At 61.1% G+C, this 24,815-nt stretch carries 27 protein-coding genes, 2 tRNA genes and 1 riboswitch; of the genes, 8 read left to right on the forward strand and 21 right to left on the reverse strand.

Going from position 1 to position 24,815, the window contains the following annotated elements:
* Positions 1-29: 29 nt before the first annotated feature.
* Together CWM53_RS06650 and CWM53_RS06655 are read left to right on the forward strand one after the other, a co-directional pair.
* Positions 30-106 (forward strand) — tRNA-Met (locus CWM53_RS06650).
* Positions 107-138: 32 nt separating this feature from the next.
* Positions 139-215: transfer RNA gene (locus CWM53_RS06655), tRNA-Met, on the forward strand.
* A gap of 94 nt (positions 216-309) precedes the next feature.
* On the opposite strand, the gene cobT is transcribed toward CWM53_RS06655, so the two are convergent.
* The 21 genes from cobT to pduF all read right to left on the reverse strand — a co-directional run bounded on the left by cobT (position 310) and on the right by pduF (position 18,553).
* Positions 310-1,365, reverse strand: coding sequence for a nicotinate-nucleotide--dimethylbenzimidazole phosphoribosyltransferase (gene cobT, locus CWM53_RS06660; RefSeq protein WP_100730077.1), 1,056 nt, complete (start codon positions 1,363-1,365; stop codon positions 310-312).
* 43 nt (positions 1,366-1,408) lie between these two features.
* The gene (gene cobU / locus CWM53_RS06665) at positions 1,409-1,954 is read right to left on the reverse strand and encodes a bifunctional adenosylcobinamide kinase/adenosylcobinamide-phosphate guanylyltransferase (RefSeq protein ID WP_100675824.1); all 546 of its coding nucleotides are present in this window, start codon (positions 1,952-1,954) and stop codon (positions 1,409-1,411) included.
* Entirely contained in the window at positions 1,948-3,471 is a 1,524-nt protein-coding gene (locus tag CWM53_RS06670) for a cobyric acid synthase (protein ID WP_074387696.1), read from the reverse strand. The genes cobU and CWM53_RS06670 overlap by 7 nt, the downstream gene beginning before the upstream one ends.
* The gene (locus CWM53_RS06675; protein WP_074387695.1) at positions 3,468-4,292 is read right to left on the reverse strand and encodes an energy-coupling factor ABC transporter ATP-binding protein; all 825 of its coding nucleotides are present in this window, start codon (positions 4,290-4,292) and stop codon (positions 3,468-3,470) included. Before CWM53_RS06675 ends, CWM53_RS06670 begins: the two co-directional genes overlap by 4 nt.
* A gap of 8 nt (positions 4,293-4,300) precedes the next feature.
* Complete coding sequence (locus CWM53_RS06680) at positions 4,301-4,978, reverse strand: energy-coupling factor ABC transporter transmembrane protein (protein WP_100730076.1); 678 nt, start codon at positions 4,976-4,978, stop codon at positions 4,301-4,303.
* Positions 4,965-5,246 (reverse strand): energy-coupling factor ABC transporter substrate-binding protein, encoded by a 282-nt coding sequence (locus tag CWM53_RS06685; RefSeq protein ID WP_012967312.1) that lies wholly within the window; start codon positions 5,244-5,246, stop codon positions 4,965-4,967. The genes CWM53_RS06680 and CWM53_RS06685 overlap by 14 nt, the downstream gene beginning before the upstream one ends.
* A 1-nt stretch (position 5,247) precedes the next feature.
* On the reverse strand, positions 5,248-5,985 hold the full coding sequence (gene cbiM, locus CWM53_RS06690; RefSeq protein ID WP_074387693.1) for a cobalt ECF transporter S component CbiM: 738 nt from the start codon (positions 5,983-5,985) through the stop codon (positions 5,248-5,250).
* Complete coding sequence (locus CWM53_RS06695) at positions 5,982-6,695, reverse strand: cobalt-factor II C(20)-methyltransferase (protein WP_074387692.1); 714 nt, start codon at positions 6,693-6,695, stop codon at positions 5,982-5,984. Before CWM53_RS06695 ends, cbiM begins: the two co-directional genes overlap by 4 nt.
* Complete coding sequence (gene cbiK, locus CWM53_RS06700; RefSeq protein ID WP_100730075.1) at positions 6,692-7,486, reverse strand: sirohydrochlorin cobaltochelatase; 795 nt, start codon at positions 7,484-7,486, stop codon at positions 6,692-6,694. The genes CWM53_RS06695 and cbiK overlap by 4 nt, the downstream gene beginning before the upstream one ends.
* 10 nt (positions 7,487-7,496) lie before the next feature.
* Positions 7,497-8,282 carry a cobalt-precorrin-6A reductase gene (locus tag CWM53_RS06705; RefSeq protein ID WP_074387690.1) on the reverse strand — a complete coding sequence of 262 codons (786 nt, stop codon included), beginning with the start codon at positions 8,280-8,282 and terminating at the stop codon, positions 7,497-7,499.
* Positions 8,279-9,004 carry a precorrin-3B C(17)-methyltransferase gene (locus CWM53_RS06710; protein ID WP_074387689.1) on the reverse strand — a complete coding sequence of 242 codons (726 nt, stop codon included), beginning with the start codon at positions 9,002-9,004 and terminating at the stop codon, positions 8,279-8,281. Before CWM53_RS06710 ends, CWM53_RS06705 begins: the two co-directional genes overlap by 4 nt.
* On the reverse strand, positions 9,004-10,059 hold the full coding sequence (gene cbiG, locus CWM53_RS06715) for a cobalt-precorrin 5A hydrolase (protein WP_074387688.1): 1,056 nt from the start codon (positions 10,057-10,059) through the stop codon (positions 9,004-9,006). Before cbiG ends, CWM53_RS06710 begins: the two co-directional genes overlap by 1 nt.
* Positions 10,040-10,813 carry a cobalt-precorrin-4 methyltransferase gene (locus CWM53_RS06720; RefSeq protein ID WP_004149602.1) on the reverse strand — a complete coding sequence of 258 codons (774 nt, stop codon included), beginning with the start codon at positions 10,811-10,813 and terminating at the stop codon, positions 10,040-10,042. The genes cbiG and CWM53_RS06720 overlap by 20 nt, the downstream gene beginning before the upstream one ends.
* The gene (locus tag CWM53_RS06725; protein WP_046881950.1) at positions 10,806-11,375 is read right to left on the reverse strand and encodes a decarboxylating cobalt-precorrin-6B (C(15))-methyltransferase; all 570 of its coding nucleotides are present in this window, start codon (positions 11,373-11,375) and stop codon (positions 10,806-10,808) included. The genes CWM53_RS06720 and CWM53_RS06725 overlap by 8 nt, the downstream gene beginning before the upstream one ends.
* The gene (locus CWM53_RS06730) at positions 11,365-11,970 is read right to left on the reverse strand and encodes a cobalt-precorrin-7 (C(5))-methyltransferase (RefSeq protein WP_074387687.1); all 606 of its coding nucleotides are present in this window, start codon (positions 11,968-11,970) and stop codon (positions 11,365-11,367) included. Before CWM53_RS06730 ends, CWM53_RS06725 begins: the two co-directional genes overlap by 11 nt.
* Complete coding sequence (cbiD, locus tag CWM53_RS06735) at positions 11,964-13,103, reverse strand: cobalt-precorrin-5B (C(1))-methyltransferase CbiD (RefSeq protein ID WP_100631323.1); 1,140 nt, start codon at positions 13,101-13,103, stop codon at positions 11,964-11,966. Before cbiD ends, CWM53_RS06730 begins: the two co-directional genes overlap by 7 nt.
* Positions 13,100-13,735, reverse strand: a complete 636-nt coding sequence (locus tag CWM53_RS06740) for a cobalt-precorrin-8 methylmutase (protein WP_074387685.1) — start codon at positions 13,733-13,735, stop codon at positions 13,100-13,102. Before CWM53_RS06740 ends, cbiD begins: the two co-directional genes overlap by 4 nt.
* A 10-nt stretch (positions 13,736-13,745) precedes the next feature.
* On the reverse strand, positions 13,746-14,705 hold the full coding sequence (gene cbiB / locus CWM53_RS06745; RefSeq protein ID WP_074387684.1) for an adenosylcobinamide-phosphate synthase CbiB: 960 nt from the start codon (positions 14,703-14,705) through the stop codon (positions 13,746-13,748).
* Entirely contained in the window at positions 14,702-16,078 is a 1,377-nt protein-coding gene (locus tag CWM53_RS06750) for a cobyrinate a,c-diamide synthase (RefSeq protein WP_074387683.1), read from the reverse strand. The genes cbiB and CWM53_RS06750 overlap by 4 nt, the downstream gene beginning before the upstream one ends.
* A 92-nt stretch (positions 16,079-16,170) precedes the next feature.
* Positions 16,171-16,349: riboswitch (cobalamin riboswitch) on the reverse strand.
* A 280-nt stretch (positions 16,350-16,629) separates the two neighbouring features.
* Positions 16,630-17,541 (reverse strand): transcriptional regulator PocR, encoded by a 912-nt coding sequence (pocR, locus tag CWM53_RS06755; protein WP_032736359.1) that lies wholly within the window; start codon positions 17,539-17,541, stop codon positions 16,630-16,632.
* Between the two features lie 202 nt (positions 17,542-17,743).
* Entirely contained in the window at positions 17,744-18,553 is an 810-nt protein-coding gene (pduF, locus tag CWM53_RS06760) for a propanediol diffusion facilitator PduF (RefSeq protein WP_012967303.1), read from the reverse strand.
* 524 nt (positions 18,554-19,077) lie between these two features.
* Between pduF and pduA the strand changes: the two genes are divergently transcribed.
* The 6 genes from pduA to CWM53_RS06790 form a co-directional block, all read left to right on the forward strand.
* The gene (gene pduA / locus CWM53_RS06765) at positions 19,078-19,362 is read left to right on the forward strand and encodes a propanediol utilization microcompartment protein PduA (protein WP_100730074.1); all 285 of its coding nucleotides are present in this window, start codon (positions 19,078-19,080) and stop codon (positions 19,360-19,362) included.
* Positions 19,359-20,171, forward strand: a complete 813-nt coding sequence (pduB, locus tag CWM53_RS06770; RefSeq protein ID WP_008806300.1) for a propanediol utilization microcompartment protein PduB — start codon at positions 19,359-19,361, stop codon at positions 20,169-20,171. Before pduA ends, pduB begins: the two co-directional genes overlap by 4 nt.
* Before the next feature lie 18 nt (positions 20,172-20,189).
* Positions 20,190-21,854: a propanediol dehydratase large subunit PduC gene (pduC, locus tag CWM53_RS06775; RefSeq protein WP_074387681.1), complete on the forward strand. Its 1,665-nt coding sequence runs from the start codon at positions 20,190-20,192 to the stop codon at positions 21,852-21,854.
* A 10-nt stretch (positions 21,855-21,864) separates the two neighbouring features.
* Positions 21,865-22,545 (forward strand): propanediol dehydratase medium subunit PduD, encoded by a 681-nt coding sequence (gene pduD / locus CWM53_RS06780; RefSeq protein WP_074387680.1) that lies wholly within the window; start codon positions 21,865-21,867, stop codon positions 22,543-22,545.
* A gap of 14 nt (positions 22,546-22,559) precedes the next feature.
* A complete protein-coding gene (gene pduE, locus CWM53_RS06785) occupies positions 22,560-23,084 on the forward strand; it encodes a propanediol dehydratase small subunit PduE (protein WP_012540674.1) in 525 nt (174 codons plus the stop codon).
* A 12-nt stretch (positions 23,085-23,096) separates the two neighbouring features.
* The coding region (locus CWM53_RS06790) for a diol dehydratase reactivase subunit alpha (protein WP_100750740.1) at positions 23,097-24,815 on the forward strand (1,719 nt) is incomplete at its 3' end.

Genomic DNA, 24,815 nt, shown 5'->3' on the forward strand with positions numbered 1-24,815 from the left:
AAATTTGATGAAGTAAAGCAGTACGGTGACGCGGGGTGGAGCAGCCTGGTAGCTCGTCGGGCTCATAACCCGAAGGTCGTCGGTTCAAATCCGGCCCCCGCAACCAATCAAATTTGACAAAGTGAAGCAGTACGGTGACGCGGGGTGGAGCAGCCTGGTAGCTCGTCGGGCTCATAACCCGAAGGTCGTCGGTTCAAATCCGGCCCCCGCAACCAACATCATAAACACCCTCAAGGGTGTTTTTTTGTTTCTGTCGCCGGCAAAACCTCTGCCGAAAACGGGAACGGCTATTGCCGCCCCCTCACCGGTTTACCCCTTCGGTAAAACAATATTGCTTGCCGACAGCATGCCCATGCGATGGTACATCGCACAGGCCGCCTCGACGATCGGCATCGCCAGCGCCGCGCCGCTGCCTTCTCCCAGACGCATACCCATATTGAGATACGGTTCGAGTCCCAGGTGCGCCAGCGCGATACGCGCCCCCTTCTCCGCCGAATAGTGGGACGGGATCAGATACGGTTTCACCTCCGGCGCTATCTGACACGCCGTCAGCGCCGCCGCGTAGGAAAGAAAGCCATCCACCACCACCGGCAGCCCGCAGGCCGCCGCCCCCAGCATTACCCCCGCCATCCCCAGCAGATCGAAACCACCGACTTTGGTCAGCACGTCGAGGCCATCCTTCGGGTCGGGCTGATTGACGGCGATAGCCCGCCGCACCACCTCCACCTTGTTGCCAACCTTCGCCAACGGCAGATTGGCGCCAATCCCGACCACCTCCTGCGCATCGCTGCCGGTCAGAACGCTGACGATCGCCGCCGCCGGCGTGGTATTGGCCATCCCCAGTTCGCCGACGCCAAACAGGGTAACGCCCTCCTGGGCCAGCGCGCGGGTGTAGCGCATCACCTCCAGCAACAGCTCCTGCCCCTGCTCGCGGGTCATGGCCGGGCCGCGGGCAATATTGCCGCAGCCCCGCGCCACCCGCATATTCACCACGCCGGGGAGCGGTTCGCTATCGATACCGACATCTATCACATGCACTTTCGCCCCGGCCTGGGCGGCGAGCACGCAGACGCCGGTAGTGCCGCGGGTCATATTCGCCGCCTGGATGGCGGTGACCGCTTTCGGCGAAATCGCCACCCCTTCGTCCCACACCCCATGGTCGGCGCACATCACCAACAGGGCCTTTTTCTCCACCTGCGGCTGGCCGCCCAGGCCGGGCATTCCCGCCAGCTGCACCGCCAGCGCCTCCAGACGCCCGAGGCTGCCGGGGGGCTTGAGTAAACCGTCGATGTGTTGCTGTGCCCGCGCCATGGCGTCAGCGTCCGGCGCGGGGATCGCCCGCAGAACCGTGTTTAAATTTTGCATACAGAATCCCTGCCAGAGCTGGCCCGGTCAGCCAGCGATTGAGTTATTTGATTTTGACGCCAATGCCGGAGACCACCAGCCAGACCACATCCGCCGCGGCCGCCAGGCGCTGATTGACCCGCCCGGCGATATCGCGAAAATGCCGCGCCAGGCGATTCTCCGGCACAATCCCCATCCCCACCTCGTTGGTCACCAGCACGACGTGCGCCGGGCAGCGCTGACAGGCGGCAATCAGCACGCCAATTTCGTCATCAATAGCCCGCTCCATGGCGGCGTAATCCCAGCCGTCGGGGTCGCTGTCGCCGCCGAGCGCGAACAGCAGGTTGGTGACCATGGTGGTGATGCATTCCAGCAAAATCGCCTCCTCTGGGGCGATATCCGGGGTGATCAGTTCATCAAGCTGCTGCCAGCGCTCGGCGGTGCGCCAGTGGGCGGGCCTGCCGTCGCGATGATGCTGGATCCTTGCGGCCATCTCGTCGTCAAAGATTTGCGAGGTGGCGATATATAACACCTGCGGCGCATCGGCAATCAGCGCCTCGGCATGGCGGCTTTTGCCGCTGCGCGCGCCGCCGGTAACCAGAGTCAGCATAGGGGCTCCTGATGTTGGCGCATGATGGCGTAAATTTTATCGATGGCGATATGTTCGCGCATGGCGTCCGCCAGCCGATCAAACTGCCGGGTTTTATAGCGGGCATATTCCAGCACGCTATCCAGAGGCGCCAGCCCTTTGCGCTGGCGCAGGCCGTTGAGCAGCGCCCGGGTAAAGGCATCGCTGTCGAACAGGCCATGGAGATAGGTGCCGAATGCCAGGCCGTCGTCGCTTATCGCCCCGTCGTCCACTGACTGTCCCGCTTTATGCAGTTGCAGCAGCGGCGGGCTGCCGGCCTCGCGGCGCGTCTCGCCCATATGAATTTCATAGCCACTGACGCGCAGACCCGCCGCGTCGGCTAGCCAATCCGGGAGCGCAGACCCCAGGGTCGCCTGTACCTGGGTGGTGGTTTTGTGCTGAGCGAAGTGGGTCACGGTCTTCAGCACCCCCAGTCCGGGCTGGGTGCCAAGGCCAGACTCCACCTCATCAATAATGGTTTCGCCCAGCATCTGATAGCCGCCGCAGATCCCCAGCAGCGGCACCTTGCGCTGCCGGGCCTGCTCGACCGCGTGCGCCATGCCGCTCTCGCGCAGCCAGCACAGATCGCCGAGGGTATTTTTACTGCCCGGGAGAATGACCAGGTCGGCATCGGCCAGCGCCTGCGGATCGCGGACATAGCGCACCCGGACGTCAGGCTGCGCCGCCAGGGCGTTAAAGTCGGTAAAATTGGCGATATGTGGCAGGTGAACCACGGCGATGTCGATGTCGCGCCGGTCGGTGCGATGGTATTTCCCGGCCTGCAGCGCGACGCCGTCTTCATCCTCAAGATCCACGTCAAGCCACGGCATAACGCCCAGCACCGGCACCCCGGTCAACGCCTCGATCTGCTCTATCCCGGAGCGCAGGAGCGCCACATCGCCGCGGAATTTATTGATGATCACCCCTTTGACCCGCGCCCGCTCCTCGGGCTGGAGCAGCGCCAGCGTGCCGTAAATCGCGGCAAATACCCCGCCGCGGTCGATATCGGCCACCAGGATCACCGGACATTGCGCCATCTCGGCCATGCCCATATTGACGATATCGCGGTCGCGCAGGTTAATCTCCGCCGGACTGCCGGCGCCTTCCAGCACCAGCGCCTCATACTCCCCGGCCAGGCTCTGGTAGACCGCGAGGATCTGCTCGCGCAGGTGCGGCTTGTACTGGTGATAGCTCACCGCGTCCATGCTGGTCGCCACCTGCCCCATCAGCACCACCTGCGCCTGACGGTCGCTGGTGGGCTTCAGCAAAATCGGGTTCATGCGGACATCCGGCGCGATCCCTGCCGCTTCGGCCTGGAAAATCTGCGCCCGGCCCATCTCTTTGCCATCCGGCGTAATGCCGGAGTTCAGCGCCATATTCTGTGATTTAAACGGCGCGGTGCGCAGCCCATCCTGATGAAAAATGCGGCACAGTCCCGCCACCAGCACGCTTTTCCCGACGTCGGAAGCCGTGCCCTGTAACATCACTGCCAGCGTCATGACGCCTCCTTTATCGCGCCTATCGCGTTGTTGTGCATCCGCTGAAAAAACTCCGCTTCGGTTTTACACAGCGGCAACCCCAGTTCGCTATGAAGTTTCACCAGCCACGGCTGCGTCAATCCCGCCCGGTCCATCGTCTCCGCGCAGGCAAATACCTCGCCGGGATCCCCCTCGGCCAGCACTTCGCCGTGACGCAGAACGTAAACAGCATCGCTCACCTCATAGATCAAATCGATATCATGGCTGGAGATCACCACGCGCCGCCCCTGCCCGACAATGCGCTGGATGATGGCGATCATCTGCGCCCGCCCCCGGGGATCGAGGCCCGCAGTGGGCTCGTCAAGCAGCAGGTAGCGCGCCTGCAGCACCAGCGCCCCGGCGATCGCCACCCGTTTTTTCTGCCCATGGCTGAGGCACTGGATCGGCTGCTGGCGAAACCCCTGGGCATCGACGAGGGTCAACGCTTCATCCACCCGGCGGGCGATCTCCTCTTCCGCCACCCCGAGGTTACGCAGACTAAAAGCGATATCGCTGTCGATATCGGTATAGAAAATTTGCTGGTCCGGATCCTGAAACACCGTCGCCACCTGCTGGCGCAACGCCAGCAGACCGCGCTTGCTGTAATTCAGCGCCTCTCCTTGCCACAGCACCGCCCCCTGCTGCGGGCGCAGCAGGCCGCTCAGGTTCATAAACAACGTCGACTTTCCGCAGCCGTTGGCCCCCACCAGGCCGGTCACCGCGTGGCGGGAAAAATCCAGCGTCAGCCCTTTGAGTACCGGCTCATCCTGATAGCGAAACCAGAGATCGGTTGTGGCAAGCATACTTATCCTTAGAGGTGAAAATCACCCTGGTACAATTTGATATCCAGCGCCGTGCTCATCTGCTGATAGCGCAGGAGGACGCGGGTGAACAGCAGTCCCACCAGCATCGCCAGAGAGCGATAGCCCTGCGGCACGCTACCATAGCCAAAACGCAGGGTTTGCGCGCGGTGAATCGCCATCGCCTCGTCTAACAGAATAAAAATGAAGCGCCAGGTCAGCAGGATCTGCTCCGTCAACAGTCGCGGTACGCGACCGCGCTTGAGTAAGATAATCAGCTGCGGGAAAGGCAGATTAAGCACCAGCCAGAGCGTGGCCGCCATCGCCGCCAGGCTGCGCCAGAAGGTCTCCCCGGCCACGGCCAGCCCCTGGGCGGAAATCCCTATCGAGAAAGCGCCCAGCCGAAAGCTCGCTAACAGCATCTGCGGGTCGCGGCTGATGCTAAACAGAATGGTCAGCACGCCGACCAGCAAAAAGCCAAAGGGCAGCGCCATCCACCGGCACCAGCGCCAGAATGAGACCTGCAGCAGCCAGCAGGTCAGCGCGGCGGTCAGCGCCAGCGTCAGCGCCTGGCCCCACGCCGGCAGCGTAAAGGCCAGCACCATCAGCAGCAGCCAGAGCAGAAACTTCCGCTCTGGCGCCACGTGCAACCAGCGGCTCTGGTAGCTGAGTCGGTCAAACCCGGTCATCACGGCGCTGTCTGCCCCTCGCATACCCGAGAATGTAAAAAATCACCGCCGCGCCCAGCGAGCCCTGCAGGGTAAACAGCAGACTCTCAATCTCACCGCTCGCCGGTTCGTACAGCGGCTGGAACCAGGGTTGATAATCCGGCGCCACCACCTGGATCTGGCTCTCCGCTTCACCGTCCGAGCCGCCAAACTCGCCGCCGTGGTTAATAAAAAATGGCAGGATCATCAGGGCAACCACCATCGCCAACAAGATCAGCGTCTTTTTCATATTAATGTCCCTCCGCGGCGATCAGCCGCCGTTTGGTCAGTTGATCGTAGATCATCACGGTGAGCAATCCTTCCGCGATGGCGATCGGGATCTGCGTCAGGCAGAAGATCCCCATAAACTTGACGATCGATCCGCCTGCCCCGGTGGCCGGATCGGGGAAAGCCACCCCGAGCTGGACGGAGGTGACAAAATAGGTCATCAGATCCGCCAGCATCGCGCAGAGAAAGACCCCGACATCGCGACGGATCCCCGCCCGGCAGGCCAGCTTCCACACCAGATAGCCGACCATCGGGCCGATCACCGCCATCGACATCCCGTTAGCGCCAAGGGTGGTCAGGCCGCCATGCGCCAGCAGCAGCGCCTGGAACAGCAGAACGATCGCCCCCAGCACCGCCACCACGCCCGGCCCGAAGAGGATCACCGCCAGACCGACGCCGGTCGGGTGCGAACAGCTGCCGGTCACCGACGGGATCTTCAGCGCCGAAAGAACAAAAATAAACGCCCCGCAGAGGGCCAGCAGCACCTTCTGATTGCTCTCCTCCTGGACGATACGCCGCAGGCGCACCAGGCCGTACCACAGGCAGGGTAAAAATAGCAGCCACCACGCCAGCGCCCACATCGGCGGCAAAAATCCCTCCATGATATGCATGGCGAACGCCTCCTGCGGGACGATGATCAGCAGAATAGCGGCCGCCAACCCCCCGTACGAAAGCTGCTTCAGCGATTTCACCTGATTCATTGCGCGTCCTCCCACTGTTTGTTAACCAGGATGGTCGAGAAATAGGGCAGCGGCTGGTCATCACTGACCTCGCGCAGACGGCGCCAGCACTGCTCGCCCGGCAGGGTCGCCTCTGACATCATCAGCGCCGCATCCAGCAGCCCCGCCTGCGCCAGCAGTGCCTTAATGCGGGCGAAGCGGCCGTAGACTTTCATCAGCACCAGACTGTCATGCTGGCGCAGCGCCGCGGCAATGTCCGCTTCCGGTGCAGTGCAGGAGATCACCGCCAGCGACTGCTGTTCCATGGCCAGCGGGGTTTTCGCCCGCGCGGCAATGGCGGCGAAGGAGGTAACGCCAGGGACAATCTCCAGCCAGTCGGGGCAGCCAATCCGCTGCAGCAGAAAGACCCAAGTGCTGAACAACATGGCGTCGCCGAGGGTGATAAACCCGACCTGCCTGCCCGCCGCCACCTCCTGGGCCAGCGCCGCGGCGACGTCATTCCACACCGCCTCTTTTTCCGCGCTGTCGGCGCTCATCGGAAAATGGCAGCAGCGGACCTCCGTGTGTGCGCCAAGGTACTCGCGCACGATGGAGAGGGCCAGGCTGTCGCCGCCTTTGCGGCCGGCTGGCGCATACAGCACATCCAGCTGGCCGAGGATCCGCGCCGCACGCACGGTGATCAGATCGGCCGCCCCCGGCCCGGTGCTCAGGGCGTAGAGTTTGCCGCTCATGCTGCTTTCTCCATCGCGTCGTTCAGCGCCTGCTGCAGATGGGCAACAAACATCGCCCGCACCGCCGGATTCTCCCCTAACCCGTTCAGCCACGGCGTGGCGGGGATGCCGGCGGCATTGAAGCGGGTTTTCCACGAATCGTCTTCGTCGGAGGCCATATCATTAATGGCATGATCGCCGGCCACCAGCATCAGGGGCATCAGATGTACGCCGGTCACGCCCTGGCGGGAGAGTTCGTTAATGACGATGTCCACTTCGGGATAGCTTTCCACCGCCCCCACCCGCGCCGGAAAACCCTGCACCGCCATCATATGATCCAGACAGGCGTAGGCCGCGAAAGCGTGGTGGCTGGCGCCGTGCCCCATAAACACCACTCGCTCCGTCGCCGCCAGCGGCGGCATCTGCTGGCGCAGGGCCTGCATCAGCTGAACATAATCGCTATGTCCGCTCAGCAGCGGCACGCCCAGCGTCAGACGCTGAAAGTGCGGGCGCATGCTCTGCACTTCGCGAACGATCTTCTCGTACTCGTCGCCGTTGATAATGTGCAGGGACTGGATCGCCACATCCTGGTACCCCTGCTCGGCCAGCTTTTGCAGGGCCTGCAGCGGGGTATCGATATGGATACCGTCGCGCTGCCGTAGTTTGCGAATAATCATCCCCGAGGTGAAGGCGCGGAACAGCGTGCGATCCGGACAGCTGGCGGCCAGATCGCGCTCGCAGGCGGTAATGTTCTTCTCACGGGTGTCGTGATAGCTGGTGCCGAAGCTCACCACCAGAAGTGCTTTTTTCATATCCTGTTCCTCAAGTCGCCGACAGCCAGCGCGTCAGCCGCGCAGCGAAATCGGCCTGGCTTTCCAGTAATTCATCGCCCTTCACCAGCGGCGCCGGGCGGGTAATGACGATGCAGGGGATCCCCGCATCAAGACAGGGTTGTACTTTTTCCTGATAGCCCCCTTCCGCGCCCGAGGCTTTCGTTACCACAACATCAGCCCGGCACTGGCGATAAAAGGCGGCGTTAAATTCGGCGCTGAACGGCCCGCAGAGGGCAAAGATTTCCCCGACGCCAAACCCCAGATCGCTACAGTGCTGAACCACCTCTGGCACCGGCAGCACCCGGGCGAGCAGCGTTTTCTCCGCCAGTCCCGCCCGCCAGGCCGCCAGATCTTTGCTGCCGGTGGTCAGCAGGATCCGCTCACCGAGGCGACGGGCCACCGCGCAGGCCTCATTCAGGTCGCCGACCACGTGAAGTAACGGATGGTGCAGATCGCTCAGTTGCTCCGGTCTTTGATAGCGGCTGAGCAGGACCCCGGTGCTGGCGCAGGCGCGCACAATATTCTGGCTGACCACCTCGGCGTAGGGGTGAGAGGCGTCGATCACCCAGCGGGTGCGCTGCGCCCTCAGCCACTCCGCCATCTGCTGCCACTCCATGCGCCCGCAGCGTATCCGCCCGCGGATATCGCCGGCCAGCCGCTCGCCGGTGGGGGTCGCCACCGACAGGGTGTAGCGCACGCCAGCGGCGTCCAGCTGCTGGCAGATTGACCGCGCATCGCTGGTGCCCCCGATAACCAGCACGTCGCCGTGGTTCACAGCGCGTAGCCTCGCGGGGTGATCATCAGACCGTTGTCGATGTAAGTCGCTTTGTTGCCGACGATGACCAGACTGGTCATATCCACCGGGGCAAAATCCATCTCTCCGAGGGTGGTCAGCCATTTCTCCTGCTTTTTGCGCCCGGCGGATTTGACTACGCCGACCGGCGTGTCCGGGCTTTTGCTGGCCGCCAGCAGCGCAAAGGCGCGCGCCAGATGCCCTTCGCGGCCGCGGCTGCGGGGGTTGTAAAAACAGATAACGAAGTCTGCTTCCCCTGCGGCGACAATGCGTTTTTCAATCACTGACCACGGCGTCAGCAGATCGCTGAGGCTGATATGGCAGAAATCATGCATCAGCGGCGCGCCGAGCAGCGAGGCGGCGGCGATACTCGCCGTCATCCCTGGGATCAGACGGACCTCAATGTCCAGCTGCTGCTTATTGACCAGCTCCAGCACCAGCCCCGCCATGCCGTAGATGCCGGCGTCGCCGCTGCTGATCAGCGCAACGTTGTTCCCGGCCTGCGCCAGCTCAATGGCGGCCTGGCAGCGCTCAATCTCTTTACACATGCCGGTTTTGATCACCTGCTTGTCGCCGGTAAAGGCTTTTACCAGGTGGGTGTAAGTCTTGTAGCCCACCACAATCTCTGCCGCCTGCAGGGCCTCCACGGCTTCCATGGTCATCATCGCCTGCGAGCCAGGGCCAATTCCGATTACGCTTAACATCAGTGTGTTACTCCCAAAGTAATGGTCACGCCCTGCTCGCGCAGGGTTTCGCCGGACAGGTTTCCCTGACTCAGCAGCCAGGCCACCGGGCCGGAGACGCTGCCGACGCCGACCGTCTCCCGGACAAAAGACGAGGCCGGAAAGCGGTGCTCGTGCTCGCGCAGCGCCTCGGCGCTGAAGGTTTCGAACGGCACCCGGCAGCGGTGAGCCAACTGGCGCAACCCCGGCTCGTTTGCCTTCAGGCTCACGCTGCCAATCGCTTTCAGCGCCAGCGGGTCAAGACGCTGAGCGGCAAGCTGGCGATCCAGCAGCGTACAGAGCAGGGAACAGGGGGTGTCGCGCCGACAGCCGATCCCCGCCACCACCCGCTGGGGCACCAGCTTCCAGTGAGGTACCGGCAGCGGCGGCAGCGACCGGCGCAGGGTGACGCAGATCAGCGCGTCGAGCGCCGGCAAGCGCGCAAGGTCGCTTACCGGGATAAAGCCGCGTTGGTCGCACCGGCTTAGCGCCTCGGTAAATTCAGCGTCGCACCACAGCCCCACCCGCTTACTGCTCACCAGCATCTGGTTGACGGTTTTCACCGCCGCGCGAAAATCGGTCATCCTGGCGTTCAGCTGGAAGGCCAGCGTGTCGAGGGCGGCCAGCTCGTTGACGTCAGTCGCCGTGGTGATCACCGGGTCGGCATCGAGCATCCCGGCCAGATAGCGGGTCAGCGCGTTCGCCCCCCCGGCATGGCCGGAGAGCAGGCTGATGACGTGCCGGGCGCACTCATCAATCACCACCACCGCCGGGTCGCTGAACTTGTCATTCACCAGCGGGGCCAGCACCCGCACGGCAATCCCGGTGGCGCCGATAAAAATCAGCGCCGAGAAGCTGCTGAACGCCTCGCGGGCTGCACAGGCAAAGCCGCCATTGAAGGGGATAAACCCCTCTTCCTGCAGCGCTTCGCTGGTGTAGCAGGTGAGCGGTAGCATGGCCGCCAGCCGTTTTGCCAACCGCACGCCGCCGGGCGTCAGGCAAAACAGGGCAATGGATTCAGGCTTTACGGTATTCATGGCTAAAATCCGCTGCGTACAGTTTTGAGTAGTGATACTCATCGCCAAGGAAGGGACCGACCAGGATCAGCGCCGTTTTGCGGATCCCGGCGTCGCGTACTTTGTCGCCGATGTCCGCGAGGGTACCGCGGACGGTCTGGCTTTCCGGCCAGGTGGCCTTGTAGATCACCGCAACCGGGGTGGTCGCCGGGTAGCCGCCCTCCACTAGCCGCTCCGCCACCCGGTGAATACGCTGCACCGACAGGTAAATCGCCATGGAGGTTTGATGACTGGCAAAGGCCTCCAGCTGTTCGCGCGCGGGAACCGGCGTGCGCCCTTCCAGACGGGTAATAATCAGACTTTGCGATACCTCGGGCACCGTGTACTCCACCCCCAGCTCGGCCGCCGCGCCGAGGAAGGCGCTGACGCCCGGCACCACCTGCCAGCGGATCCCGCGGCGGGTCAGCTCTTCGCCCTGTTCGCGCACCGAGCCGTACAGCGAAACATCGCCCGTCTGCAGACGCACCACCGTTTTTCCCGCCTTCACCCCCGCCTCCATCAGGTCGAGGATCTGCTCCAGATGCAGCGCGGCGCTATCGTGGCACTCCGCCTGTGGCGGACAGTAGGCCAGCAGCTCGGTGTTGATCAGCGACCCGGCGTAGATCACCACCTGCGCCTGCTGCAGCAGACGGTATCCTTTGAGAGTAATCAGTTCGCGATCGCCAGGACCGGCGCCGACGAACCACACGCAATGGGGATCAAAAGTCTCAGCCATGGTTTTCTTCCTTCTGACAGGCGATGACAAAAACGGGATTATGGGGTTTGAAATAGTGGCCGCTGCCCAGGGTAGCCAGGGTGGAGACCGCCAGCTGCTGGCAGTCCACCTCGGGAATGCCGCACTGCCGCAGGTGCCCCAGGGCGCTATGAAGGTTTTCCTGCAAAATAAAAGTCATCACCAGCCGGCCGCCAGGATGCAGCTGCGCCAGCGACCAGTCGATCAGCGCCGTCAGGTGGCCGCCGCTGCCGCCCATAAAGATCGCGTCGGCTTTGTCGGCGACCGCCAGCGGCGCAACGCCCGCCACGATAGCGATGTTGTCGCAGCCAAAGCGCTGCCGGTTGTCCGCCAGCAGGCGCAGCGCGTCGGCCTGACGCTCAATCGCCGTCACCCGTAGCGCCGGGTTCTGCAGGGCGGCCTCAATGCTGACGCTGCCGGTGCCCGCGCCGATATCAATCAGGTGGCGCGCCCGGTGCGGCTCCAGCTTCGCCAGCGCCAGCGCGCGCACGGCCTCTTTGGTCATCGGCACCTGGGCGCCGCGCAAAAACAGCTCATCTTTCATCGAGGATCACCACCGCATTCATCTCATATTCGTCCTCCACGGCGCTGACCGGCAGCCAGTGGATCCGCTCGTTTTCCATCGCCAGATTTTCGCCGATCACCATCCAGCGGTGGCCTTTGCCGCGGGCCGTCAGCTGGGCGGCAATCTCCCGCGGACCACAGCGGCCGTCGGTCACCATGGCGACTTTCCGGTGGGCGGCCAGCGCATCGAAGCTCACCGCCCGGCCATGGCTGCTGGTCAGCCACATGTCGTTCATGTCGATGCCCGCCCGGGCGCAGAGGTACTGCACCGCGCTGATGCCGGGGATCACCTGCACTCGTTCCCGGCCAAAGTGGGCAATCAGCCGGGTGCCAATGCCATAGAACAGCGGATCGCCGGAGGCCAGCACCACGACGTGGCGCCCGGCGCGGGCCTCGATCCACGCCAGCAGCGCCGGAATATCAGCCCCCAGCGCAAAGCGCTCGCCGGCGAAGGCGGGAAACTGCTGGAGATGGCGGCTGCCGCCCACCAGCGCCTCGGCGGCGCCGATCGCCTCGCGCGCGGCCGGGGTCAGCCAGTGTAGCCCCGCCGGGCCCATCCCCACGACCGTCAACATGCCAGCTCCCGGGCAATCGCCTCCAGCGGACGGCTGCTGCCCAGCACCTGGTTATCAAACGAAAACAGAACCGCGTCGCAGGTGGGCGGTTGCTGAGTGAAGCGCAGCATCTCAAGAACGCGCTGGCAGATACGCTCAGCCAGATGGTTATAGAGGCGCTGGTATCCCCAGGCGTCGATATGCTCCATTGCCGCTTCGGTGGTATCGCACTCGCTGACCAGCGTCAGCAGCGGCAGCGGCGCGCCAAGCAGCGCCAGATGGGCGACGAGGGTTTCCATCCGCGCATCGGCGATATGGCTGTGGGTATGAAAGATCCCGGCGGCGATTTTGATCAGTTTGCCGGGGTGGCCGATGAGCACAATCTGGTGGAAACCGAGCCGAACCGCCTCTTCAATCATGTAGCCGACGAAGTTGCTCATGGTGACGACCACCTGCGGGTCGATGCCCATCTGCTCGCGGACAAAGCGCTCGCCGTGGTTGCCCGGCACCAGCACCACGCGATCCAGCCCGGCGGCGCGTTTTATCTCCAGCTCGAGGGAGAGCGAACGCTTCCAGCTCTCTTCCGACATCGGGGTGACGATCCCGGTGGTGCCGATAATCGAGATCCCACCGAGGATCCCCAGCCGCGCGTTATAGGTTTTTTGCGCGCGAAGTACACCTTCCGGAGCAAAGATCTCCACCTGCGCGCCGCGGGAAGGGCCAATCGCTTCGCGAACGGCGGTCTCGATGGTGTGCCGCGGAGTACGGTTTATCGCCGGACCGCCTGTCGGCAGACCGATCCCTTTGCGGGTCACCGTGCCGATGCCCTCGCCGCCCTGCAGGCTAATCTCTCCGCTGTCATTGAGGGTCACCCGGGCAAAAATCAGCATGCCGTGGGTGGCGTCGACATCATCGCCGCCGTCTTTACGGATCGCGGCGACCGCCTGCTGCCCTTCGACGTGCGGGGACTCAACGTTCAGGCACAAGGTGACGCCGGAGGGGGTGACGATCGAGACCTGATGGATCAGATGCTGGCGCATCACCATCAACGCCGCCACTTTTGCCGCCGCCGTGGCGCAGGAGCCGGTGGTGTAGCCCTTGCGCAGCGCTTTGCCGTGATGCCACACCGGAGCGTCAAAGGTCTGGTCGCTCATTGCGCCTCCCGCAGGTGGTAAAGCAGAGCGTTCACAATCGCTGCCGCCACGTTGCTTCCCCCTTTGCGGCCGAGCGCGGCGATAGCCGGCAGGCCACTCTCGCTGAGCGCCGCTTTCGACTCCGCCGCGCCGACGAACCCGACCGGTACCCCCACCACGCCGCCGATGGCGATCTCGCGATGTTCCAGCAGGCGAAACAGCGCGGTTGGCGCATTGCCGAAGACGAACACTTTCTCCCCTGGCTCCTGCACCGCAATATCCACCGCCGCCATCGAACGGGTCATCCCCCGGCTTTGCGCCTCGCGAACCACCCGCGGGTCGCTGATATAGCAACGGCATTCGCCGCCAAAGCGGGCCAGCAGGGTTTTGTTGATCCCGGACAGCGCCATGGTGGTATCGGTATACAGCGTGCAGGGCCGGCTCAACGCCTCGCTCAGCGCGATCAGGGCATCCGGAGAAAACCACAGAATATCCAGCCAGTCGAAGTCAGCGGTGGTGTGGATCACCCGCTTGATAATCGCCTCATGCAGTGGGCTGGCAAAACGGTAGTCCGGGCGCGTTTCAGCGATGATCTCGCTGATGATGTCGAAGCTTTTCGCCTCGATCGCCTGCGGTTGTTGGATGTACTGCATCAGGTTCTCCTCAGGCCGCGCCGACCAGCCAGTAGCGCACGCCGATAAATAGCGCCAGCGCCAGGGTTGACGCCACCCACATTAATCGAATGGTTCGGGAAATATCGTCCACCGCGATGTCGCGGACGGCGTCGCCTATCCAGGGCTTTTCAACGCGCTGGCCGAAGTAATCGTTCGGGCCGCCAAGGCGGATCCCCAGCGCGCCGGCGACGGTCGCTTCCGGCCAGGCGCAGTTAGGACTGCTGTGCTGATAGCGATCGCGCCAGCCTGTCCGCAGCGCCCGGGCGCCATCTTCCCGGCATAGCACTGCGGCAAGGCTGAGCAGCAGCCAGCTCAGCCGGGCGGGAAGGAAGTTGGCCACATCGTCAAGACGGGCGCTGACCATGCCGATCGCCCGATATTTTTCGTGTTTATAGCCGACCATGGAATCAAGGGTGTTGACCGCTTTATAGGCCATGGCCAGCGGCGCGCCGCCCAGCAGCAGGAAAAAGAGCGGCGCGATAATGCCATCCACCGTGTTTTCCGCCACGGTCTCCACCACCGCACGGTTGATCTGCGCTGGCTGGAGCTGAGAGGTGTCGCGCCCGACAATCCAGGAGAGCTTATGCCGGCTTTCGGCGAGATCCCCGGCCTGCAGCGGCCGGGACACCGCCATCGCCGACTGCGCCAGGCAGCGCCCCGCCAGCGCGGTGAAGATCATCCACACCTCCACCAGCCATCCCAGCCAGGGATGGATCCCGTGCGCCAGCGCCAGTACGCCCCAGGCCACGCCCCACGTCAGGCCGGTCACCACCAGCCACATCACTCCGCCGCCGATGCGCAGCGCCCGGTCGCTATGGCAGACGCGCCGCACTACTCGCTGGCTGACGGTGATCAGGCGACCTATCCAGCGCACCGGATGCGGCCAGTGCGGCGGATCGCCAATGAGCACATCAAGTATCCAGGCCACACACCAGGCGAGGAGAGTCATTGCGCCCTCCTTGCCGCTCGCAGCCAGTGGTTGAGCATGGTGGGACGCTGGGCAAAGTGGACATGGAGATAGCTGGCAAACGCGCTGCCGGATTGCCATCCTCCCGGCCACTGCTGGAGTGTCTTACCGTCTCGCTGTTTACGGCAGGCCAGTACGGCAGGGGTGGCGGGAGAAAAATCGGAGTAATGAAATTCATGGCCGCGCAGCCACTCTCCAGGAGCGGCCAGCAGCGTCTGCTGCTGCGCCTGCGCTTCGCAGTAGCCGAACCGGGTCAGACGCGTCCCCATTCGGCTGTGTCCAGGAATAATATCCGCCATGGCGTAGCGCTCGCCGCCGGTGACTTCCAGGGTCGTGCCCAGATACATCAGGCCGCCGCACTCGGCGTAGATCGCCACTCCGCGCCGGTGCGCCGCGCGAAGCTGCGCCAGCATCTCGTGGTTGGCGGACAGCCCGGCCGCATGCAGCTCCGGGTAGCCGCCGCCGAGCCAGATCATCTGGCAGGCCGGGAGATGGCGATCGCGCAGCGGGCTAAAGCGCACCATCTTCACGCCGCAGCGCGCCAGCAGCGCCAGGTTATCGGGGTAATAAAAATTGAAGGCCTCATCGTCAGCGAGGGCCAGCGTCAGTCCTTCGCCGGCGTCGGCGGCAAGCTGTTCCCCCCACTCGCCGACCGGCATGGCGGCCAGTTCGCTGAGGGCCAGCAGCCGGTCTATGTCGAGGGTGCGCCCCAGCAGGCTGGCAAAATCCCGCCATGCCTGCTGATTGACCACCGACTCACGGGCGGTCACCAGCCCCAGATGCCGTTCGGGCAGCGCCACGCCTTCCACGCGCGGCACATAGCCGAGCACTGGCACCTGACAGTAGCGTTCAATGGCGCTTTTCAGCAGCTGGAAGTGCGCGTCGCTGTTGACCCGATTGACGATAACGCCAGCAATGTTGAGGGCCGGATCAAAGTGTTGAAAGCCCATCACCGTGGCGGCGATGGAGGTCGACACCGCTTTGCCATCCACCAGCAAAATCACCGGGCAGCCAAGCTGTTTAGCCATCGCCGCGCTGCTGCAGTAGTTAGGGTCGGTGCCGTAGCCGTCATACAGGCCCATCACCCCTTCGATAACCGCGATGTCGGCCTGCTGCAGTTGTTCAGCAAACAGCGCGTTGAGTATCGGGGCGGGAAGCATAAAGCTGTCGAGATTGCGGGAGGCGATGCCGCTGATGGCGGTATGCCAGGCGGTGTCCAGGTAGTCAGGCCCTACCTTACAGGGTTGCACCCGCATACCGCGCTGCTGGAGCAAGCTGAGCAGGCCAAGCGTAACGGTGGTTTTGCCACAACCGCTGCCGGTACCCGCAAGAATAAACGCATGCCTGGTTGCCATACCCTGTCCTGTTCAGGTGGTCGGGGTATAGCTGCGCGCATGCCTGGTCCTGCGACCACGCACCGCTAAGCCACCCACTTCCCACCGAAGTTGTTGGTCAGTTACCGGCAGGCAGGTCTTCTGGCTTAGCCTCGTTCTCGCCCGCCCTTCCCAATCTTTCGATCAGTGGTTTTTGCGGGGTCGTCAGCATCACAGCAGCGGGGGCTGCGGGGGATTTACACCCCCTTCCCTGACACCAAACTGGTGTCGAACCTGTCGGTTGTATTCGCCGATGCGCCATGCATCCGCGATTAATGTTTCAAGCTTACTTTTACCGTCTCATCACCTGCAAAATGACGTCAGCGAGGTGAAGCGGTGTTGTGATATTCATCAGTCTCGTATTAACGGACACTCTATCCCATCACAAAAATAAAAACTGGTGTAGTTTATCCCTCGAATATCACTATTTTGTTGCGCTATGACAATTTATTGCTCTACTGTCGTTTTTTTCATTTTATAATGATGAAGATACTCCGGGATATCAAAAATCGGCAATAGCAAAATATTGTCATTTAAAAAGACTCAGTTTGTGATCCGGCATTAATTTGCTGACGAAATGCCTGCGGCGTGACCTGATAGGTCTGGCGAAACACTTTGCAAAAATAGCTGGTTTGCGAAAAACCTAAATTCCGCGCGATGCTGGCAATGCTCCAGTCGCTGTGGCATAGCAGCTCTTTTGCGCTCGCCATCCGCTGCTGATTGACCCAGGCGTTAAAGCCGATCCCCTGATACTTTTTAAACAGTTTGCTGAAGTAGTACGGGCTGAGATAGACATGCGCCGCCACGTCCTCCAGACGCAGCTCATCGGAGAGATGCGCGTCGATATAGCGCAGCGCCTTCTTCATTTTGCCATCGTGCGGCGAGGCCGCCCGGCTGGCCTGCGCCGGGTCGTTCTGCGGCGGGTTATCTTTGATAACCACAAAGTTGAGCTGTTTTTTCAGGCAATTTTCGACGATCAGCTTCAGCAGATCCGCCGAGGCGATAACCCGCGAATAGTCCATTTCAGGCACATCGCGAAACGCCTGGACCAGCGCCGGATCGTCCTGCCAGCGGTCATCCACGTTCAGAATATCAACCAGTTCAATATCATTGCTCAGACGCACCTGGCCGCATAGCACGAAGCCAACGAGGTGGCCGGCGATCACCAGCGGGATGGAAAAATCGGTTAACCCCGCGTGACAGCGGTAGATACACAGCTGGTCATTTTTCGAGGCTTCCAGCCCGCCGCAGCGGTCGCTCATGCGACAGCGTCCGCTGTGCTCCGGGTGCTGACGCATGAGTTGGCAAAACGGCGTGAAATTAAACAGTTCAGAAATCTCATCACCGTGAATATTGACGACCACAACCGCCAGACTGGTGGCTTGCGCAAAATCCTGTGCGATTTTATTGATGAGTTCTGAGTTCAGGGTACTCGCAGAAATCATGATAAAACCCCTCAGTTAATTTTTTGTTATAAATAAAACATATTTTTCATATTTACCTTTTTTAGCATCAGATTCCTTCGACGATAAAAAAGTGCATTGACAATAACAAAAGTCTCCCAACCCGGGGAGACTTTTTGAGCGGTTCGTGATATCGGTTCATGAAATAGTTTTGCTATTTCAGTAATACATTTTTCACTGGATGCTAACGCGTATTTTTCTCCTCAACGCAGGTATGGCAGGGAAGATTATTGGCGATGAGAAAACGATAAATTGCGGCGCCGAGGCAGGCGCCCAGCAATGGCGCGATGATGGGCACGATAAAATAGGGAATATCCCTTCCGCCAGTCATCGCGATGTCTCCCCACCCGGCGAGCCAGGCAAATAATTTCGGGCCAAAATCACGCGCCGGGTTCATCGCAAAGCCGGTAAGCGGCCCGGTCGAGGCGCCGATCACCGCCACCAGAATGCCAATCAACAGCGGTGCCAGCGGGCCCTTGGGTACGCCATTGCCATCATCGGTGAGCGCCATGATCATCCCCATCAGCATTGAAGTGATCACCACCTCCACCAGCGCCGCATGCCAGATGCTGAGCTCAGGCGCCGGGTAGGTACTGAAGATACTGGCCAGCTGCAGGCTTTCCAGGCTGCCACGTACCATGTGATGCACCGTTTCAAATTGCGTAAACAGGGTGCTGTAAAGTATCCAGGCTAACACGGCGCCGCCAAACGCGCCGGCGACCTGGGCCACGATATAGGGCAACACTTTTCTGCCCGGGAAGCAGGCAAACAACCACAGGGCGACGGTGACCGCGGGGTTCAGATGCCCCCCCGAAATGCCGGCCGTCAGGTAAACCGCCAGAGAAATACCCAGTCCCCAGATAATACAGATCTCCCACAGCCCCAGGCTGGCGCCAGCCAGCTTCAGAGCGCTCAGGCAGCAGATACCAAAAAACAGAAACAGCCCGGTGCCTAAAAACTCGGCGATACATTGCGCACGTAAAGAACCATTCATTGTGACACCTCTTGACGAAGTTCGTGTCCAGGCCAGCCAACCATCTGCTGGCGCCTTGGGTACGGCGAGGCCCACTATAGAAACCGGCGGCAGCAAAGTGTTGGCATCCTGCTGAAAACGGGCAGCGTAAAATCGCTGAAGAAGAGCAATTTATTGCTATTTGCTCGCGAATCCATACAGCAATGGCGGGCGTTCAGGGGATATTTTTATTTCCAACTCAATAATAAAAAATTGCAAAAGCGCAGTACTTATTTTCCAACAAATATCACACCACGCACAATCTCGCATAGCAAAAATAATTTAAAAAATCACGCCTGAAAATGTAAATACGGAACAGAACCCGCAAGATAATCACATTAATAATTAAAATAAAAACCAATAAAAACAACAATATAAAACAAACCATGACTATTTATTATTATATAAAAACCACTATTTTTTCGCTCTACACTATCAACTCAGCCATTCTTTTTCGCCGCCCCGCCATATAGTTCTCTCACTGGAACATACCCTGCGAGGTCTTTATGCAACAAGAAGCATTAGGAATGGTAGAAACCAAAGGCTTAACCGCAGCCATAGAGGCCGCTGACGCAATGGTTAAGTCGGCTAACGTCTTATTAGTTGGCTATGAAAGGATCGGTTCAGGTCTGGTGACCGTTATCGTGCGTGGCGACGTGGGGGCAGTTAAAGCCGCTACCGACGCCGGTGCCGCCGCAGCCCGCCACGTGGGCGAGGTGAAAGCCGTACACGTCATTCCCCGCCCCCATACCGATGTTGAAAAAATCTTACCGGAGGGGAATAACCAATGAGCAGCAATGAGCTGGTTGAACAGATCATGGCGCAAGTCATAGCCCGTGTGGCGACACCAGAGCAGCAGGCGCTTCCCGATACCCCCCATCCCACAGGAGAGACGGCTATGGCAGAGAAAAGCTGCAGCTTAACGGAATTTGTCGGGACCGCCATTGGCGACACCCTCGGGCTGGTCATCGCCAACGTGGATGCCGCATTGCTGGAAGCCATGAAGCTTGAAAAACGCTATCGCTCTATCGGCATCCTCGGCGCTCGCACCGGCGCCGGGCCGCACATTATGGCCGCCGATGAAGCGGTCAAAGCCACCAACACCGAAGTGGTCAGCATCGAACTTCCACGCGACACCAAAGGCGGCGCAGGCCATGGCTCACTGATTGTGCTGGGCGGAAACGATGTTTCCGACGTCAAACGCGGGATTGAGGTCGCGCTGAAAGAGCTGGACCGTACCTTCGGCGATGTTTACGGCAACGAGGCGGGTCATATCGAGCTGCAGTATACCGCGCGCGCCAGCTACGCCCTCGAAAAAGCCTTCGGCGCCCCGCTGGGCCGCGCCTGCGGGATTATCGTCGGCGCACCGGCGTCTGTCGGGGTGCTGATGGCCGATACCGCGCTGAAATCAGCCAACGTCGAAGTGGTGGCTTACAGCTCACCGGCCCACGGCACCAGCTTCAGCAACGAAGCCATCCTGGTGATTTCCGGCGACTCCGGCGCGGTGCGCCAGGCGGTGATCTCCGCCCGGGAGATCGGCAAAACCGTACTGGGGACGCTGGGCGCCGAACCGAAAAACGATCGCCCCTCCTACATTTAATACCCGCGAGGCTGATTCATGAGATCGAAAAGATTTGAAGCACTGGCGAAACGCCCTGTGAATCAGGATGGTTTCGTTAAGGAGTGGATCGAAGAGGGCTTTATCGCGATGGAAAGCCCTAACGATCCCAAACCCTCTATCCGCATCGTCAACGGCGCGGTGACCGAACTCGACGGCAAACCGGTTGACCAGTTCGACCTGATTGACCACTTTATCGCGCGCTACGGTATCAATCTGGCGCGTGCCGAAGAAGTGATGGCCATGGATTCGGTCAAGCTCGCCAATATGCTCTGTGACCCGAACGTTAAACGCAGCGACATCGTGCCGCTCACCACCGCGATGACCCCGGCGAAAATCGTCGAAGTGGTGTCGCATATGAACGTGGTCGAGATGATGATGGCGATGCAAAAAATGCGCGCCCGCCGCACGCCGTCCCAGCAGGCGCATGTCACCAATATCAAAGATAACCCGGTACAGATTGCCGCCGACGCCGCTGAAGGCGCATGGCGCGGCTTTGATGAGCAGGAGACCACCGTCGCCGTGGCGCGCTACGCGCCGTTCAACGCCATCGCCCTGCTGGTCGGTTCACAGGTTGGCCGCCCCGGCGTCCTCACCCAGTGTTCCCTGGAAGAAGCCACCGAGCTGAAACTGGGCATGCTGGGCCACACCTGCTATGCCGAAACTATTTCGGTCTACGGTACGGAACCGGTGTTTACCGATGGTGATGACACCCCGTGGTCGAAAGGCTTCCTCGCCTCCTCCTACGCCTCGCGCGGCCTGAAAATGCGCTTTACCTCCGGCTCCGGCTCTGAAGTGCAGATGGGTTATGCCGAAGGCAAATCGATGCTGTATCTCGAAGCGCGCTGCATCTACATCACCAAAGCCGCCGGGGTGCAAGGCCTGCAGAATGGCTCCGTCAGCTGTATCGGCGTGCCGTCCGCCGTGCCGTCGGGGATCCGCGCCGTACTGGCGGAAAACCTGATTTGCTCAGCGCTGGATCTGGAGTGCGCCTCCAGTAACGATCAAACCTTTACCCATTCGGATATGCGGCGTACCGCGCGCCTGCTAATGCAGTTCCTGCCAGGCACCGACTTTATCTCCTCCGGTTACTCGGCGGTGCCGAACTACGACAACATGTTCGCCGGTTCCAACGAAGATGCCGAAGACTTCGACGACTACAACGTGATCCAGCGCGATCTGAAGGTCGATGGCGGCCTGCGGCCAGTGCGTGAAGAGGACGTGATCGCCATTCGTAATAAAGCCGCCCGCGCGCTGCAGGCGGTATTTGCCGGCATGGGTTTGCCGCCAATTACGGATGAAGAGGTGGAAGCCGCCACCTACGCCCACGGTTCAAAAGATATGCCGGAGCGCAATATCGTCGAGGACATCAAGTTTGCCCAGGAGATCATCAACAAGAACCGCAACGGCCTGGAGGTGGTGAAAGCCCTGGCGAAAGGCGGCTTCCCCGATATCGCCCAGGACATGCTCAATATTCAGAAAGCCAAGCTCACCGGCGACTACCTGCACACCTCCGCCATTATCGTCGGCGAGGGCCAGGTGCTCTCGGCCGTGAATGACGTGAACGATTATGCCGGTCCGGCAACAGGCTACCGCCTGCAAGGCGAGCGTTGGGAAGAGATTAAAAATATCCCGGGCGCGCTCGATCCCAATGAACTTGGCTAAGGGGTAAAAAATGGAAATTAACGAAACGCTGCTGCGCCAGATTATCGAAGAGGTGCTGGTGGAGATGAAAACAGGCGCAGATAAGCCGGTCTCCTTTAGCGCGCCTGCCGCTTCTGTCGCGTCGGCCGCTGTTGCTCCTGTGTCCAGCGACAGCTTCCTGACGGAAATCGGCGAAGCCACACCCGGTACACAGCAGGATGAAGTCATCATTGCCGTCGGGCCCGCCTTTGGCCTAGCGCAAACCGCCAATATCGTCGGCATTCCGCATAAAAATATCCTGCGCGAAGTGATCGCCGGCATTGAGGAAGAAGGCATCAAAGCCCGGGTGATCCGCTGCTTTAAATCTTCTGACGTCGCCTTCGTGGCGGTGGAAGGCAACCGCCTGAGCGGCTCCGGCATCTCGATCGGTATTCAGTCGAAAGGCACCACCGTCATCCACCAACGGGGCCTGCCGCCGCTTTCCAATCTGGAACTCTTCCCGCAGGCGCCGCTGCTGACCCTGGAAACCTACCGCCAGATTGGTAAAAACGCCGCGCGCTACGCCAAACGCGAGTCGCCGCAGCCGGTGCCGACGCTCAACGATCAGATGGCTCGTCCCAAATACCAGGCGAAGTCGGCCATTTTGCACATTAAAGAGACCAAATACGTAGTGACCGGCAAAAACCCGCAGGAACTGCGCGTGGCGCTTTAACAAAGGATATCCCGATGAATACCGACGCAATTGAATCCATGGTACGCGACGTGCTGAGCCGGATGAACAGCCTACAGGACGGGGCAACGCCCGCGCCAGCCGCGCCGACAAACGACACCGCTCGCCAGCCTAAAGTCAGCGACTACCCGTTAGCCACCCGCCATCCGGAGTGGGTCAAAACCGCTACCAATAAAACGCTCGATGACCTGACGCTGGAGAACGTATTAAGCGATCGTGTTACGGCGCAGGACATGCGTATCACACCGGAAACGCTGCGCATGCAGGCGGCGATCGCTCAGGATGCCGGACGCGATCGGCTGGCGATGAACTTTGAGCGGGCCGCCGAGCTCACCGCGGTTCCCGACGACCGGATCCTTGAGATCTACAACGCCCTGCGCCCATACCGTTCCACCCAGGCGGAGCTACTGGCGATCGCTGATGACCTCGAGCATCGCTACCAGGCCCGGCTCTGTGCCGCCTTTGTTCGGGAAGCGGCCGGGCTGTACGTCGAGCGTAAGAAACTGAAAGGCGACGATTAACAGGGGGCAAGCATGCGCTATATCGCTGGCATTGATATTGGCAACTCATCGACAGAGGTCGCCCTGGCGACGGTCGATGACGCAGGTGTGCTGAACATCCGCCACAGCGCGCTGGCTGAAACCACCGGTATTAAAGGCACATTACGTAATGTGTTCGGTATTCAGGAGGCGCTAACGCAGGCGGCAAAAGCGGCAGGCATTCAGGTCAGCGATATCTCGCTTATTCGCATTAACGAAGCTACGCCGGTCATTGGCGATGTGGCGATGGAGACCATTACGGAAACCATCATCACCGAGTCCACCATGATCGGCCACAACCCGAAGACACCCGGCGGCGTCGGACTGGGGGTCGGTATCACCATCACACCAGAGGCGCTGCTGTCCTGCTCCGCGGAGTCCCCCTATATTCTGGTGGTCTCCTCGGCCTTTGACTTTGCCGATGTCGCCGCGATGGTCAATGCGGCAACGGCGGCGGGCTATCAGATAACTGGCATTATTTTGCAGCAGGATGACGGCGTGCTGGTTAATAACCGGCTACAGCAACCGCTGCCGGTGATCGATGAAGTTCACCATATCGACCGTATTCCACTTGGCATGCTGGCGGCGGTCGAGGTCGCTTTACCCGGCAAGATCATCGAAACGCTCTCCAACCCCTACGGTATTGCGACCGTTTTCGATCTCAACGCCGAGGAGACCAAAAATATCGTGCCAATGGCGCGGGCGCTGATTGGTAATCGTTCGGCCGTAGTGGTGAAAACCCCCTCCGGTGACGTTAAGGCCCGCACTATTCCGGCGGGGAATCTGCTGCTCATCGCTCAGGGGCGCAGCGTACAGGTTGATGTGGCCGCCGGGGCGGAAGCCATCATGAAGGCGGTTGACGGCTGCGGCAAACTGGACAACGTCGCGGGAGAAGCGGGCACGAATATCGGCGGCATGCTTGAGCATGTGCGCCAGACCATGGCGGAGCTCACCAATAAGCCAGCTCAGGAGATTCGTATTCAGGATCTGCTGGCCGTTGATACGGCGGTGCCGGTCAGTGTGACCGGCGGCCTGGCAGGTGAGTTCTCGCTGGAGCAGGCGGTGGGTATCGCCTCGATGGTCAAGTCGGATCGCCTGCAGATGGCCCTGATCGCCCGTGAAATTGAGCACAAACTGCAGATTGCGGTTCAGGTGGGTGGCGCCGAGGCGGAAGCGGCCATTCTCGGGGCGCTCACCACTCCCGGCACCACGCGCCCGCTGGCGATCCTCGATCTGGGCGCCGGGTCGACCGACGCCTCGATTATCAATGCACAAGGGGAGATCAGCGCCACTCACCTGGCCGGCGCCGGCGATATGGTCACGATGATCATCGCCCGCGAGCTGGGGCTTGAGGACCGCTACCTGGCGGAAGAGATCAAAAAATACCCGCTGGCGAAAGTCGAAAGCCTGTTTCATCTGCGTCATGAAGACGGCAGCGTCCAGTTTTTTCCGTCGGCCTTACCACCGGCGGTATTTGCCCGCGTCTGCGTGGTGAAACCGGATGAACTGGTTCCCCTGCCCGGCGATCTGCCGCTGGAGAAAGTGCGCGCCATTCGCCGTAGCGCCAAATCACGCGTCTTTGTCACTAACGCCCTGCGGGCGTTACGCCAGGTGAGCCCTACCGGCAACATTCGCGACATCCCGTTCGTGGTGCTGGTGGGCGGCTCGTCCCTCGATTTCGAGATCCCCCAGCTGGTCACCGACGCGCTGGCG

Origin of the sequence: Klebsiella sp. A-Nf5, from assembly GCF_002810545.1 — a bacterium.
GTDB classification, from domain to species: Bacteria; Pseudomonadota; Gammaproteobacteria; order Enterobacterales; family Enterobacteriaceae; genus Klebsiella; species Klebsiella variicola.